Raw genomic sequence first — 13,957 nt, 5'->3', positions numbered from 1 at the left:
TAACCGTTGCCAAGCCCTATCGACTCAAGCCATGTCAATACACATATCGACTAAGCTAAGCTATGCGGTTAATTGTGTTCTTAACTGTTTTAATTTACCACGAACCGAATCATCGACCAACTTATCACCCACTTTAATGGTTGCCCCTGCAATCAGGCTTGGGTCAACTGCCTCGTGCATGATGATGGTTGCATTCATCGATGTTGCAAGTCGTGCTTGCACCAAGGCTCTTTGAATGTCTGTCAATGGATACGCAGTGGTGATATAAGCATCAATATGTTTGAGTGCTTTTGCTTTTTGGGTACGAAAATGAGTTAAAATCACTGGCATCAAACCCAAACGGCGTTGCTCGGATAATTGATACACAAAGTTTTTGATGTTGTTTGAAACAGAAGGGGCATTTTGTAACAACTTACCAAGCAAACTTTGTAACCAGCTTTCATCTGTGCTTTTAATTTGTTGGTCATATAAATCAAGAAGCACATCTGCTTTTTGCGGACTAGAAATGGCAGGATTATCTAACATGGTCGCAAACTGTGGATCTGTTACTATGTGCCCTGCCAACACTAAGAACTGCTCCCATTGCTCAACGACCCCATGCTCATTGGCATAATCGAATGCCGCTTTGGCATAAGGTCTTGCTAGCGTTGATAATTCTGCCATGATTTCCTCATCGTCTGCATGGTTGCATTTTACTATTTGTCACTATTTGTCAGTGACTTATCTTATCAGTAACTTATAACTTGGCTGCCAGTTGGTCAAGCATGGTGGCATGCTTTTGTTTGTCAATTTCTGCTTGCAGAATTTTTTCAGCACCCATGACTGCCAAATCTGCCACTTGTTTTCTTAGAGCATCACGGGCTTGATTAATCTCTTGATCAATGGCACTTTGTGCTTGTTGGCGGATACGATCGCTTTCTTGTTGAGCTTGCAATTTAGCATCTTCAATCATTTGATTGGCACTTTTATTGGCTTGCTCAATTAAAGCCGCTGCTTTGGCTTTGGCTTGACCTAACTCTTGCTCAACATTTTGTTCGGCAGAAGCCAATTCAGCTTTGGCTTTTTCGGCTGCATTAAGACCATCGGCGATTTTTTTCTGACGCTCGTTGATGACGGCCATAAAAGGCGGCCACACGAATTTCATGCAGAAAATCACGAATATTGCAAACGCAATGGATTGACCGATTAGGGTTAAATTAATATTCACGTGATCACCTCATCGTTAATGTTATCAGTTGGTTGACCGCCAAGAGTAAGCGAAAGCCAAATTTTTAATATCGCACAACGCATCAACGGTCAATGCTTACGACTGATGAAAGCCATTAACCTGCTAGAGGATTAGCGAATAATAATAACATGGCAATACCCACACCAATCATCGGCACAGCATCAAGAAGACCTGCCACGATGAACATACGAGTTTGCAGTTGTGAACCAAGCTCTGGCTGACGAGCCACGCTCTCTAGGAATTTACCGCCCAAAAGAGCAAAGCCAATACCAGTTGCCAATGCACCAGCACCGATTAGGATTGCTACTGCTAAAACCGTCTGACCGTTTAATGTCGCTAATGTTACTGGATCCATTGATGTATCCTCATTTACCTATTGATGAAAAAATCTAACAAACAAATTAATGTTCAGTCTGTGATGCCAATGATAAATAGATTATCGTCAGCATCATAAAAATGAACGCCTGAAGGGTAATAACTAAAATATGGAAGATTGCCCATGGCACAGACAGTGTCCACTGTATCCAAAATGGCATTAAAGCAATCAAGATAAAGATAAGCTCACCTGCATACATGTTACCAAATAAACGCAAGCCTAACGATACGGGTTTTGCCAATAAGGTTACAAATTCTAAAATGAAGTTAACAGGAATTAAAACCAGTTTGGCGATGGGGTTATTGGCACTAAATGGGTGCATGGTCAGCTCAGCAATAAACCCACCAAATCCCTTTTCTTTAATACTATAGATGATGATTAACGCAAACACCGAAAACGACATGCCCAAAGTGATATTAGGGTCGGTGCTAGGCACAATTTTCATGTACACATGATGTGGGTCATGCCCCATTGCTGCACCAATTTGTTGTGCCAAATAAGGGATATAATCCACAGGGATTAAATCCATCAAGTTCATCAAAAAAACCCACACAAAGATGGTCAACGATAGTGGTGCAATCATCTTAGATGTGCCGTTATAGGAGTCTTTAACATTATTATCAACAAAATCCACAATCAATTCAATAAAGGCCTGCAATTTACCTGGAACGCCTGATGTGGCTTTTTTAGCAACCATATAAAATAGGCCACAAAAAATTATCCCCAGTCCGATTGACCAGAGCATTGAATCCAAATGAATGGCAGTAAAGCCCATTTCTGAAGCTTCTTGAGCAGTTTCTGCCACTTTCCACCCTTGTTCTGGATGTCGTCCAAACGTCCAGTTGGTTAAGTGGTGAGAGATATAGTCTGAAGTGGTCATTTGTTCGGCTGCCATAAGGGTAACTTCTTATCTCAAATCAACTAAAATCACAATGTTAAAGTCACAATGTTAAAGTCACAATCTTAAAATCACAATGTTCGTCTGATGACTGTGTCAATATCATAAAGTTCGTAATGATATCCAGCTAAAGCCAATGTGCATTGCCATAAAACCGATAAACACTGCTAAGGCATTTAGGGGGGTTATGGTGATAAAAATCAGTGCAAAGCCCAGTAAGGAAATGGTCCATTTTGCCATTTCACCCAAATACATATGATAAACGATGCGTTGTCGTGCCTGTGAGCCTGTGTGGCGAAAGGTAAAAACGGCAAATATCCAAGTACCCAAATAATTAAGTAACGCCCCAAGGGCAAAGCCTTTTGACCAAAGTAACACACTTGCCTGCTCTGACGATGCTTGTAATGGCTTAAGCATGCTTTCGCCCATCATGACCAGGATAATGGCAATAAACAACAGCCAACATTGGCGTTTTAATGCAATGATAATGTGTTTTTTGGAACATCGTTTGGCGACCTGAGATTTGGCGATTTGAGTCATCACCTTATCCTGCACACTCGTTTTTACATGGTCTTTTTGTCATGACATTGGCTTTTCACATTGGCTCTTATCACGACACTGGTTTTTGACGCTGTTTTTTGACATTGATTTTTTGTCATACATTCATTTTTTTGTCATACATTGTTAATCCGACTCATTATAGGTAGCTTAGTTACATTTGGCAAGTGTCTGTGTCTTTTTTTTATACTTTTGTGATGCTCATTTAACTGTTCTTTTTAACTTAACGTCTGCTCTTTTAACAGTTATGTCCTTTTAACACAGTCATTGATTCCTTTGGCAATATTTTCCCATGCTTGCAAGAAGTTTTGGCTGTCGCTCATGTCTTCAATATGCACGCTGTGGTGGACAGGTTTTAATTTGTTGATAACGCCATCTTGTGGCGTACTTTGGCTAAGTAGGCACATTTGTTCGTTGGGTCGATGTTCGTTTAGCCAAATGTATTGACTGGCTTTGATGGGGATTTCATGGTCGGTGGTCAGTGTGCCTGCCAGTTGTAAATTTAGGGCATCTTCGATGTATTGAAACGCATCATGATACGCCCAATAATTGGCGATTTGTTCACCATGATAGCGTTTTGCCAAGTCGTCCATCTCTTTGGCAAATTTTATGGCATTGGCTTGAAACTGCTCAGCGTATTGTGGGTTGGCTTGGCTGTGGGTGGATACCAGTACTTGTACAATGGCTTTGGCATTGTTTGGGTCAAGCCAAATGTGCGGATCTTGTGTTGTGCCAATGTCTTTTGCTTGAACATCACGCAAGTTATGACGTACAAAGGCAGATGGCATGTCTAATAAAGAAATGGCTTTATCGCTATTTTTTAAGGTATTGGTTAGATTATGTTCAAGAGCATCGCCAAACCATACCACATAGTGACTGTCTTGCACGGTTTTTTTATCTTCAGGGGTTAAACTGCCATGATGTCCGATGTTGCCTGGTTTAAGGAGCATGGTGGCTTGTACAGGTGTGCCTTCAGTAACGGCATTGCTTAACAAATAAAGCGGATAGTTACTGACTGTTACCAATGCCAAATCAGCAGGCTGAGGTGGGGCTAAGACCACGTTACTGATGGGGTGGTCGTGGTCATGATGGTGGTCATGCTCGCCATGGTCATGATGGTCATGTGCATGACCATCATGGTTATGGTTGTGCTGGTCGGTTTGGGTTTGCTCTGTTTGGGCTGTGGTGGTCTTTTGGCAACCTGTCAAAAACAGTCCGCTTGCCATTAAGATACTGGATAAGACAGCGCCAGACAAGGTAAGCTTAGGGTGGGATAAAGACATAGATGACCTTAATATTTTGGACATTTTGTTTTTTACATGAATAATCAGCGAATGGCCGATGGATAAGATGAATTGTTATACTATAACAATTATATTAGAATAGCATTTTCGGTTATACTGTTTCAATCATTAATTTTTTTAGTCATTCATTTTTTTAGTCACTCTCTGATGGCTTAACGGCATACTATGAATTCACCCCCTTCTTCATCTGTCCATACTGATACCGCCACCGATGTCATGTCTGATATGGCTCATAACTGTTTATCGGTGAGTGTGGCGACAGATTTTGATGTTAAACAAAAAATAGCAGAAGCCAAAGAGTCCTGCCAACAGCAGGGTTTACGCTTCACTGCCCAACGTAAGCAGATATATCGCCATATCTTAGAAGCCACCACCCCACTTGGGGCATATGACATCTTGGCACTGATGCAACAGCAACACAACGAGTCCATGATGACGCAAAGTAAAAGTAAGAGTAAAAAATCGGTCGCTCCGCCCACGGTGTATCGTGGCTTGGAGTTTTTGTTAAAGGCAGGATTCATTCATCAGCTTATCTCTATTAATGCTTTTGTGCCGTGTTGTCACCCCAGACAGCCACATTTGGCGGTGTTTTTGATGTGCAAGCAATGTGGGCGAGTACAAGAATATAGTCATGCGACGTTAAGAGCATTTATAGAACAGACCAAAGATGCTACTGGATTTTCGCCACATCGCAGTGTGTTTGAAATAAGTGGGTTGTGTCATCAATGTCATTGTTAACTTTATCAAATGTGGGTTATTCCGTTGGTAATTTGCCCCGTTTTTCAAAACAGAACCGTTTATCAACACAGCGCTCAACACAGCACTTAACGCAAGACTGGTTGGTCTTCGGTGTGAACATGAGCATTGATGAGTATGAAGTCATCAGCTTAATTGGTCCAAATGGGGCAGGTAAATCAACCTTGGTTAAGCTCATTTTGGGTCTATTAACACCAACCACAGGACAGATTGATAAAGCATCAGGTTTACAACTTGGCTATGTGCCACAAAAATTCTCAGTAGAAAAGATTTTACCTTTACGAGTTAAAGACCTGCTACAGCAAGCCAGCAAAAACCGCTTAAACCAAAATCAACGTCAGCAGTTATTGACCGCTTTAACCATTACGCCGTTATTAACTCAGCAGTTAAGCCATTTATCTGGCGGTGAGATGCAGCGTGTGTTACTTGCCAGAGCGTTACTTGAAAAACCTGATTTATTGATACTTGATGAGCCGATGCAGGGGTTAGACCCAGAGACGGAAAGTGATTTGTATCAGTTTATTGACCATTTGCCTGATTTTTTGCGTTGTGCCATGTTGGTGGTGTCGCATGATTTGCATTGGGTGATGCAAGGCAGTCGTCATGTCATTTGTCTTAATAAGCACATCTGTTGTCAAGGACAACCTGCTGACATTGGCATGACTGATGAATTTAAACAGTTGTTTGGACATCAATATCAACAGCCTTATATCCACAAACCACATCATTGCGCACATGACCCACAACATGACCTGCAAACCATGCTGGCAACAGATAAGATGGTGGTCAAGTCATGATGACTCTGCTAAATACTTGGCTAAATATTTGGTTTCCCATCATTGCACCTGCTTGGATAGCAGGCAGTATACTGGCATTATTATCTGCCCCATTGGGCTGTTTGGTGTTATGGCGACGCATGGCATTTTTTGCTGATGCTTTGGCACATGGTACGTTACTGGGGGTGGGATTGTCTTTGTGGTGGCAATTTCCCCCAAGTATTGGCATGATTGGGGTCAGTGCCTTAGTGGTGCTCATATTGACTTGGCTAGATGATGAACGCCTGCCTGAAGATGCCACATTGGCGGTGGTGGCGGTGAGTTTGCTGTCACTTGGGTTGGTGTTGTTAACCCAACTGACGCATCAACAGGCAAATGTGTTGGGTTATTTGTTTGGTAATTTATTGGAGACCGATTGGCAGGATTTGCCGTTATTAGCGGTTGGCATTGCGATGGGTGTGGGGCTATTGATGGTGATTTGGCAGGCACAAATCAAACTTGCCACTCATCAGGCATTGGCTCAACTACAAGGCATACAGCCAAAACGCCAGCGATTATTTTTTATGGGGGTGTTGGCAGGATTTTGTGCCCTTGCGTTGCCAGCAGTAGGCAGTTTGCTGATTAGTGGGCTATTGGTATTGCCTGCGTTGACGGCTCGTTTGTGGTCATCTTCACCCAAAGGCATGTTAATTGGTGCTTGTGTCTTGGCTCAAGTGGCGGTAACGCTTGGGGTTTGGGGCAGTGTTTGGCTAAATTTACAGACGGGTTTGTCCATTGTGTTGGTATTGGCATTGGGATTCTTTGTCAGTTTTGTGGTTGCTAAAATTTACCAAAGTTAGGCTGACTGGCTGATTTGCTCAAAAATTCATATGACATGGCATATCCATCAACTTTTTTTTGGAATATTTGCCATTTTTTTTGCTAAAATTGTCTCATTGCTTTTTTTGATTCTCTTTGGCTTTCTCCTTGTTCTTTTTGTTCTCTCGGATTTACCGTCATGAACCCCATCTATCCACCCACCTTTATTCGCCCATCACCTGTTCACCAACCCAATGCCGATGCTGTCAGCCAAGGTAAATATACCGATGCGACCTGTCATATTAACAGTTTAAATATCTTACATCTGACGGATTTACATTTATTTACTGATGAAGAGCATATCGAAAGCGTGGCAGTCAATCAAAGTTTTGAAAAATGTCTTACCCATGCCTTAACGGACGATGTGCGGTGTGATTTGATTTTGATAACTGGTGATTTGGTCTCTGAAATGAACACCGCCATTTATGACCGTTTGTTTGCCAGATTGGCAATGACTGGCATTCCTTTTGCCTGCATTGCTGGTAATCATGATGTTACTGAAGAAATTGGGCATCATCTGCCTTTTGAGCAACGCACTTTTAAGTCTCATGCCCCTGACACAAGATTGCTGAATCAGCATGTCATTGAATCAGAACATTGGCAACTGCTGTTGATTGACTCTAGTGTGGCGGGCAAAGTTGGCGGACAAATCACCGCACAAACCGCATCATGGGTGGATAAGCAACTGACAAATAATCACAAATACGCCCTACTTGCCTTGCATCATCACATCAATACGGTATATTCAGATTGGATTGATCAACAAATCAGCCAAGGGGCAGAAAACCTTTGGCAAATACTGGGCAAACATGCCCATCTTCGTTGTGTGCTTAGTGGGCATGTTCATCAAGATTTGGCACATTTACGTGATGGTATTTTGACGTTAAGCACACCAGCAACCTGCTATCAATTTAAAACATTTAGCCAAGATTTTGCTTATGATTCCAATCAATCGGCAGGCTATCGTTGGCTGTTTTTGCATGATGATGGACAGATTAGTAGCCGTGTACAGCGAGTTGGCTAAAGTTCACATTCACAATCTTATCTGTCAACAATGTCTGTCAATCCAGCACCCACCTTAATGCAGACCCACCTTAATGCAATTCGACTTGTATTTTATGCAAATATCGGCTAGTATCGCCAGAATTTTTTGCCATTGGTTTTATTGGCATGTTGGTTTTATCAGTAAATTAACCGAACAGCCCAAAAGACATGGACAAAGAACATAACCAAAGCAATAAAACCAAAGCAATAAAACCAACTGGCATGTTCCTAACATCATGTTGACACTGCGTTAATGATATTTTGCCACCCCACATTCGCCCCACACACTGGATGATGGCTAGGAAAGTTAATATGGGACTTAATATAGGAAAGTTAATATGAACTCAACCACTGCCCAAGATGTACAATTTTCTCCTTATCAACCCAGCGATGATGAAGAATACATGTCTGATAAGCAGTTGGCACACTTTCGCCAAATTCTGCTGAATTGGAAAAATCAACTCCTAGAAGAATCAGAACGCACCAAAGCTTATATCCATGATGAATCCAACGCCCTGCCTGACATCAATGACCGTGCCACACAAGAAGAAGAGTTTGCCTTGGCTTTGCGTACTCGTGACCGTGAGCGAAGACTGGTACATAAAATAGAAAAATCACTCGATGAGATTGACAGCGGTGATTATGGTTTTTGTGAAACTTGTGGCGTTGAGATTGGTCTGCGTCGTTTAGAAGCTCGCCCCACTGCCACCCAATGTATTGATTGTAAATCTTTGTCAGAAATCAAAGAACGCCAAGCTTTAGGGCATGCTTAGTCATGTTTAGCCACCGTCTGTTTAATCACCATATGCTTAATCATTAAAGTGGTGTGTCATGACACGCCCTATAGGTCGCTTCGCTCCATCACCCACAGGGCGGCTGCATTTGGGGTCATTGACCACCGCTGTCGCCAGCTATTGTCATATCAAATCTTTGGGCGGTGACTGGCGACTGCGGATAGAAGATGTGGATACTCAGCGTTGTGAGCCTGCTCACAGTCAATATATTATTGATGACTTGTGCCGACTGGGCTTATTGCCTGACGGTAACATCATCTATCAATCAAAACGTGGAGACATTTACCAAGAGTATATTGATACCCACCTTGCCAAACTGGTGTATGCTTGTGACTGCTCACGCAAACAATTAAGTCAATATCAGCACCAACAACCAAACAGCATCCACCTGTATCCACGCTTATGCCTGCATCAATCATTAGATAAAACCCAGCACAAGCTACGCCTACAACTGCCTGATGTGTGTATGGGGTTTTTGGACGGTATTCAAGGCGTACAATGGCAAAACCCCCAACGTACTCAAGGTGATGTGGTCATCAAACGTGCCAATGGTCTATATAACTACATCTTAGCGGTGAGCATTGATGATGGACAACAAGGCATCAGCCATGTGATGCGTGGCTTAGATATTTTGCCAATGACCACTGCCCAAATCTCTATCATGCAATATGCCAATTTACCTGCGGTATCACATTGGTATCACCTGCCCCTGTTGCACAACGACCAAGGGCAAAAACTCTCCAAACAAAACCTTGCCACCCCCATTGACACCCATGGCGATGATAAATGCCGACAGTTGCTGGCTCAAGCATTGCACCTACTCAAACAACCCCCTGTAGAGATGGCAACACCCAGCGACATGTTGAACCAAGCCATTGCTCAATGGGACAACACACCTTTGGTCAAAACCACTGTCTTAGCTGTACTGTCTTAGCTGTATAATCTGCTTATCTAAAAAGTGCGTTATCATCAATATATGCCCATCATTTTCACGATGGTAAAAATTAAGGAATAAGATACAGTATCATCAAAGCAACCATCAGCCTTGCAAAGCTTGTTTAACCAATTGTGAAATGACTGCAGGGTCTGCCCGCCCTGTGGTTTTGGCTTTTAATGCCCCCATGACCCTGCCCATGTTTTGCATGCCTGTCGCGCCTTGCTCTGCAATCTCAGCATTGACCAACTGTGCCAATTCGTCATCACTCATCTGTTCAGGCATAAAACTTTGAATGACATCAAGCTCAAACTGTTCTTTTTGAGCCAAATCATCACGCCCATTATCGGTAAAGATTGCCAAGGACTCTTGGCGTTGTTTGATTTGCTTTTGCAGGATTTCTAACGTTTCATTGTCATCTAATTCGGTTTGACGGTCAATCTCAATCTGCTTGATGACCGCTTGTACGTTACGCAAGACTTTGACTTTCTCAAGCTCACGAGCTTTCATGGCGGTTTTGACGCTGTCAGTTAAGGTTTGTTTTAGGTTCGTCATGATTTTCTCCAATGTCATGATATTCATAAGATAAAAGACACAAAAATTTTAGCATAAAAAAAACGCCACCTTAAGAGCAGCGTTTTTCATATCACAAGATAACAGTGTTTGTGATAAAGCGTGTGTCTTTACATCTTGTGGTGTCTTGTTTTTTGGTGTCTTATGTTTGATTGGTCATCAGTATTTGCGAGTGGTGCGGACAGACTCACGTTGCAGTTTCTTTTTGTAGCGTTTTACCGCAGCGGCTTTTTTACGTTTACGCTCTTGGGTTGGCTTTTCGTAAAATTCGTGTTTACGAACATCAGCCAAAACGCCCGCTTTTTCGCAAGCACGTTTAAAACGGCGAATGGCAACATCAATCGATTCGTTTTCTTTTACCTTAACTGAAGGCATGTAAGCTCCTTAAATAAGCATGAGACATTGGGGACATTGACTTGGCTGTTTTGTTAGCATTAGCCCACGATGGCAAATCGTCTTATCATATTGCCTTGTCTCGTATCGGTGGCATCAGCTCAAGTCAGAATAAATACAGCATGAAATTGAAACTTTACCAAAAAACAATGACGTTTGCAATGATTTTACAATAAATAATAAAGGCAAGGTGATTGAGAGAGCGGCAAAGCGATTAAATGTGTTTTGTTAAATTTTTATTAAAAAAAGCCATGCTGGCAATGCCCATTGAATTTCTATTCAGCAAGATTTTGCATTGACTTCCTCCCCTCCCTAAAGTGAGGGGATTCCTGCTCCCAGACGGTCAAGCCCGACCGCAAGCCTAAGATAGTGGCAACCGCCCGTACGACACACCGTACATCTTAGGTTCTTATTTTAAGCTAATCCTACCGTTAGGATTGTCATAGACACGAATTAGCTTAAGTGTGTGTTTGGAAACGTCTTACCAGTTAAGTTACTGCGTACTCGCAATTTAGTCTTAACTTAACTGTGGAATGTAAGACATTGAATATAGTGAGATGAGTATAACAAAACTTATCGCATTTAACAATTGCCGTAAAACCACCGCCTTCAGGCGGTGGTTTTACGGCAACGGAGGATAAATTTTAACTGCATATCATAATCACCGCTTAGCTATAAATCGCCTCACTCACACTTTTCATCACAAGGGCGAATTTTAGCTCATCATCACAGATGTCGCTAAATGGGTTTTTGATTTTGGCAATCCACCCCGACCCCAACGCACCATCAATGGCATTGCCTTTTTTGTCCCACATTTTGGTAAGTGTGTAAGTCAAATTGCCTTTTGGGGTCATAATCTCAATGTCATCGCCGACCATGAGTTTGTTTTTAATCTCTAAGGTCAAAAAATCATCTGAAATATCCAACACCTCTGCCACAAATTGTTGATGGTCAGTTTTTGATGAGCCGTATTCATAATTTTGGTAATCAGAATGGACATGACGGCGTAAAAATCCTTCGGTATAGCCCCGATTGGCAAGCCCATCAAGGGCGGTGATGAGTCCTGTATCAAAAGGCTTGCCTGCCAACGCATCATCAATCGCTTGGCGGTATACTTGGGCGGTGCGAGCGACATAATAATGCGATTTGGTACGCCCCTCAATTTTTAAAGAATGCACGCCCATATTGACCAAATCAGGCACCAGCTCCACCGCACGCAAGTCCTTTGAGTTCATGATATAAGTGCCGTGTTCGTCTTCATACATCGCCATCAGCTCACCCTTGCGGCCTTGTTCTTCAATGAGTACAACCTCATCGGACGGCTTTTCTACATAATCATCGTCCATGACGACATCGCCATTTAGATTGACATTGGCAATCTCACTCTGAGCTGGTACAAATAGCTCTGGGGTTACAGGAACAACATCACCTGTTTCATTCTCTACCGCTTTATAAGTGTTGTAATTCCAGCGGCAAGCATTGGTGCAAGTGCCTTGGTTGGCATCTCGTTTGTTGATATAGCCAGAGAGCAAGCACCGCCCAGAATACGCCATGCAAAGCGCCCCATGGACAAAAACTTCAATCTCCATGTCAGGCACTTCTTTGATGATTTGCTCAATTTCTTTGAGTGATAATTCACGGCTTAAAATCACACGGCTAATGCCCATCTGCTGCCAAAACTTCACCGTTGCCCAGTTCACGGCATTGGCCTGTACTGACAGGTGAATGACTTGATTGGGGAAAGCTTCTCGCACCATCATAATCATGCCAGCATCGGACATGATAAGCGCGTCAGGTTTCATCTCAATGACAGGGCGAATGTCTGCAATAAAGGTTTTTAATTTGGCGTTGTGTGCTTGAATGTTCACCACCACATAAAACTTTTTGCCAAGCGAATGGGCGTAGGCAATGCCCTTGGCAAGGTTTTCTTCATCAAAATCATTATTACGCACTCGCAGAGAATAACGGGCTTGCCCTGCATAGACCGCATCCGCCCCATAGGCAAAGGCATATTGCATGTTCTTAAATGTGCCAGCAGGACAAAGCAGCTCGGCATGAAACATGGAGCGAGTGGTTAGGCTAGCGGAAGTATTGGTCATGATAAACTCGACGTGATGAACTTAAAGTGGTGATGCACTTAAAGTAGTGATGAACTCAAAATCATGTATGAACGCCATGATAAAAACATGATAAAAACAGGTCTGTTAAAAGAGCGTCTATTATAAGGCAGATACAGCCCAAAAGATAGAAATCCGACTGATACAGTCGGATTTAGCAAATCTTACTGCAACGCCACCCCAACTTCCCCTTTTGGGGTTACTCGAAAAATATGCACTTTAAAGTTAACGCTCTGCCCTGCCAATGGGTGATTAAAATCCACTTCCACCGTGTCATCAGTGATTTGGCTGATTACCCCTGGTAAGGTATTTTTGCCCTTATCTTCAAATTCCATCATCATGCCCACTTCAGGCCTGCCCCCATCTGCCCCACCATCTATCAAAGCAAACTGAGATTTGCTAAAGGTTTGTACATTGTGTGCATTCCACTCACCAAAGGCTTGTTCTGGGGGTAAGTGAGCGGTGCGGATATCGCCTGCGGTGAGATTCATCAACACCGCCTCAAATCCCGGAAGTAAGCTGTCATCACCAATGGTGAGCATCACAGGGTCTGGACGGTTAAAGGTGGAGTCTATCACCGTGCCATTGTCCAAAAACACCTCAAAATGTAACGCCACCTGACTGCCATGGGTGATGCGAGTTTGTTCGTTAGGGGTGATGATGGGGGTGTTCATAAAAACGACCTTTTGTATTTTTTGGTTTAAAGAGTGATTGGTTTAGAAAGTGATTGGTTTGGCTGTTATGAATTTAGATGCGATGCGTTTATGCGATGCGTTTAAATGTTATGACGCTTATTTTCTAAAAAAAGCATGTCAATTAGCATCAGTGCCACACCAATCACAATGCCACAATCTGCTAAATTAAACACAGGATAATGCCACACATTGGCATAATGCACATGAATAAAGTCAATGACATGCCCATATAACAAGCGGTCAATTAAATTGCCCACCGCCCCACCCAAAATTAACGCCAACGCCACAGACAACAGTTTGGCCTGACGAGGAACGACTCGGACATACCACAATAAAAACAGCGATACCAATACCGCCAATCCTGAAAAAAACCACTTTTGCCAACCGCCTTGATCCGCCAAGAAACTAAACGCTGCCCCATGATTATACGCCAATGTCCAATTTAAAAATGGCTCAAACACGGAGATGGATTCATGCAATTCTAAACGGTTTTCAAAATACAATTTGCTCACCTGATCGATGCTAATTATCAATAATGACAGAGCATACCACCCAAAAGCACGGTTACCATTGGGTGTTAGAACCTTTGGGGCTGTTGTGGCTGGTGTTGATTGATGCGTATCGTTATGTTTGTTCACAAAAAATGGCTCACT

General features: G+C 42.7%; 17 protein-coding genes. 6 read left to right on the top strand and 11 right to left on the bottom strand.

The window, feature by feature from the left end; genetic code table 11:
• Positions 1–60: 60 nt before the first annotated feature.
• The 6 genes from B0682_RS05780 to B0682_RS05755 form a co-directional block, all read right to left on the bottom strand.
• Positions 61–663: a F0F1 ATP synthase subunit delta gene (locus B0682_RS05780; protein WP_078307327.1), complete on the bottom strand. Its 603-nt coding sequence runs from the start codon at positions 661–663 to the stop codon at positions 61–63.
• Positions 664–736: 73 nt separating this feature from the next.
• Positions 737–1,207 carry a F0F1 ATP synthase subunit B gene (locus tag B0682_RS05775; protein ID WP_078307325.1) on the bottom strand — a complete coding sequence of 157 codons (471 nt, stop codon included), beginning with the start codon at positions 1,205–1,207 and terminating at the stop codon, positions 737–739.
• A 115-nt stretch (positions 1,208–1,322) separates the two neighbouring features.
• Entirely contained in the window at positions 1,323–1,583 is a 261-nt protein-coding gene (atpE, locus tag B0682_RS05770) for a F0F1 ATP synthase subunit C (protein WP_078307323.1), read from the bottom strand.
• A 46-nt stretch (positions 1,584–1,629) separates the two neighbouring features.
• Entirely contained in the window at positions 1,630–2,499 is an 870-nt protein-coding gene (atpB, locus tag B0682_RS05765; protein ID WP_078307321.1) for a F0F1 ATP synthase subunit A, read from the bottom strand.
• Between the two features lie 105 nt (positions 2,500–2,604).
• Entirely contained in the window at positions 2,605–3,042 is a 438-nt protein-coding gene (locus tag B0682_RS05760) for an ATP synthase subunit I (RefSeq protein ID WP_078307319.1), read from the bottom strand.
• 263 nt (positions 3,043–3,305) lie between these two features.
• The gene (locus tag B0682_RS05755) at positions 3,306–4,343 is read right to left on the bottom strand and encodes a metal ABC transporter substrate-binding protein (protein WP_158077875.1); all 1,038 of its coding nucleotides are present in this window, start codon (positions 4,341–4,343) and stop codon (positions 3,306–3,308) included.
• Positions 4,344–4,529: 186 nt separating this feature from the next.
• Between B0682_RS05755 and B0682_RS05750 the strand changes: the two genes are divergently transcribed.
• From B0682_RS05750 to gluQRS, 6 genes are all read left to right on the top strand, one after another.
• The gene (locus B0682_RS05750) at positions 4,530–5,102 is read left to right on the top strand and encodes a Fur family transcriptional regulator (RefSeq protein WP_240494889.1); all 573 of its coding nucleotides are present in this window, start codon (positions 4,530–4,532) and stop codon (positions 5,100–5,102) included.
• Positions 5,090–5,917: a metal ABC transporter ATP-binding protein gene (locus B0682_RS05745; RefSeq protein WP_078307315.1), complete on the top strand. Its 828-nt coding sequence runs from the start codon at positions 5,090–5,092 to the stop codon at positions 5,915–5,917. Before B0682_RS05750 ends, B0682_RS05745 begins: the two co-directional genes overlap by 13 nt.
• Entirely contained in the window at positions 5,914–6,735 is an 822-nt protein-coding gene (locus B0682_RS05740; protein ID WP_276206626.1) for a metal ABC transporter permease, read from the top strand. Before B0682_RS05745 ends, B0682_RS05740 begins: the two co-directional genes overlap by 4 nt.
• A 158-nt stretch (positions 6,736–6,893) precedes the next feature.
• Positions 6,894–7,778 carry a metallophosphoesterase gene (locus tag B0682_RS05735; RefSeq protein WP_078307313.1) on the top strand — a complete coding sequence of 295 codons (885 nt, stop codon included), beginning with the start codon at positions 6,894–6,896 and terminating at the stop codon, positions 7,776–7,778.
• Positions 7,779–8,136: 358 nt separating this feature from the next.
• Positions 8,137–8,571, top strand: a complete 435-nt coding sequence (dksA, locus tag B0682_RS05730; RefSeq protein WP_078307311.1) for an RNA polymerase-binding protein DksA — start codon at positions 8,137–8,139, stop codon at positions 8,569–8,571.
• 58 nt (positions 8,572–8,629) lie between these two features.
• A complete protein-coding gene (gene gluQRS, locus B0682_RS05725) occupies positions 8,630–9,526 on the top strand; it encodes a tRNA glutamyl-Q(34) synthetase GluQRS (protein ID WP_078307309.1) in 897 nt (298 codons plus the stop codon).
• A 105-nt stretch (positions 9,527–9,631) separates the two neighbouring features.
• Here the strand turns inward: gluQRS and B0682_RS05720 are convergent, their stop codons facing one another.
• The 5 genes from B0682_RS05720 to lspA form a co-directional block, all read right to left on the bottom strand.
• Entirely contained in the window at positions 9,632–10,081 is a 450-nt protein-coding gene (locus B0682_RS05720; RefSeq protein WP_078307307.1) for a GatB/YqeY domain-containing protein, read from the bottom strand.
• Positions 10,082–10,258: 177 nt separating this feature from the next.
• On the bottom strand, positions 10,259–10,474 hold the full coding sequence (rpsU, locus tag B0682_RS05715) for a 30S ribosomal protein S21 (protein ID WP_078307305.1): 216 nt from the start codon (positions 10,472–10,474) through the stop codon (positions 10,259–10,261).
• A gap of 686 nt (positions 10,475–11,160) precedes the next feature.
• Positions 11,161–12,555, bottom strand: a complete 1,395-nt coding sequence (gene trhP / locus B0682_RS05710; protein ID WP_078307303.1) for a prephenate-dependent tRNA uridine(34) hydroxylase TrhP — start codon at positions 12,553–12,555, stop codon at positions 11,161–11,163.
• A gap of 218 nt (positions 12,556–12,773) precedes the next feature.
• Positions 12,774–13,283 carry an FKBP-type peptidyl-prolyl cis-trans isomerase gene (locus tag B0682_RS05705; RefSeq protein WP_078307301.1) on the bottom strand — a complete coding sequence of 170 codons (510 nt, stop codon included), beginning with the start codon at positions 13,281–13,283 and terminating at the stop codon, positions 12,774–12,776.
• Between the two features lie 101 nt (positions 13,284–13,384).
• Complete coding sequence (lspA, locus tag B0682_RS05700) at positions 13,385–13,942, bottom strand: signal peptidase II (protein ID WP_240494887.1); 558 nt, start codon at positions 13,940–13,942, stop codon at positions 13,385–13,387.
• Positions 13,943–13,957: the final 15 nt, after the last annotated feature.

The sequence above is a fragment of the Lwoffella lincolnii genome, from assembly GCF_002014765.1.
GTDB lineage: Bacteria > Pseudomonadota > Gammaproteobacteria > Pseudomonadales > Moraxellaceae > Psychrobacter > Psychrobacter lincolnii.
The sequence above is the reverse complement of the archived record's forward strand: the minus strand, read 5'-3'. Positions and strand labels throughout refer to the sequence as shown.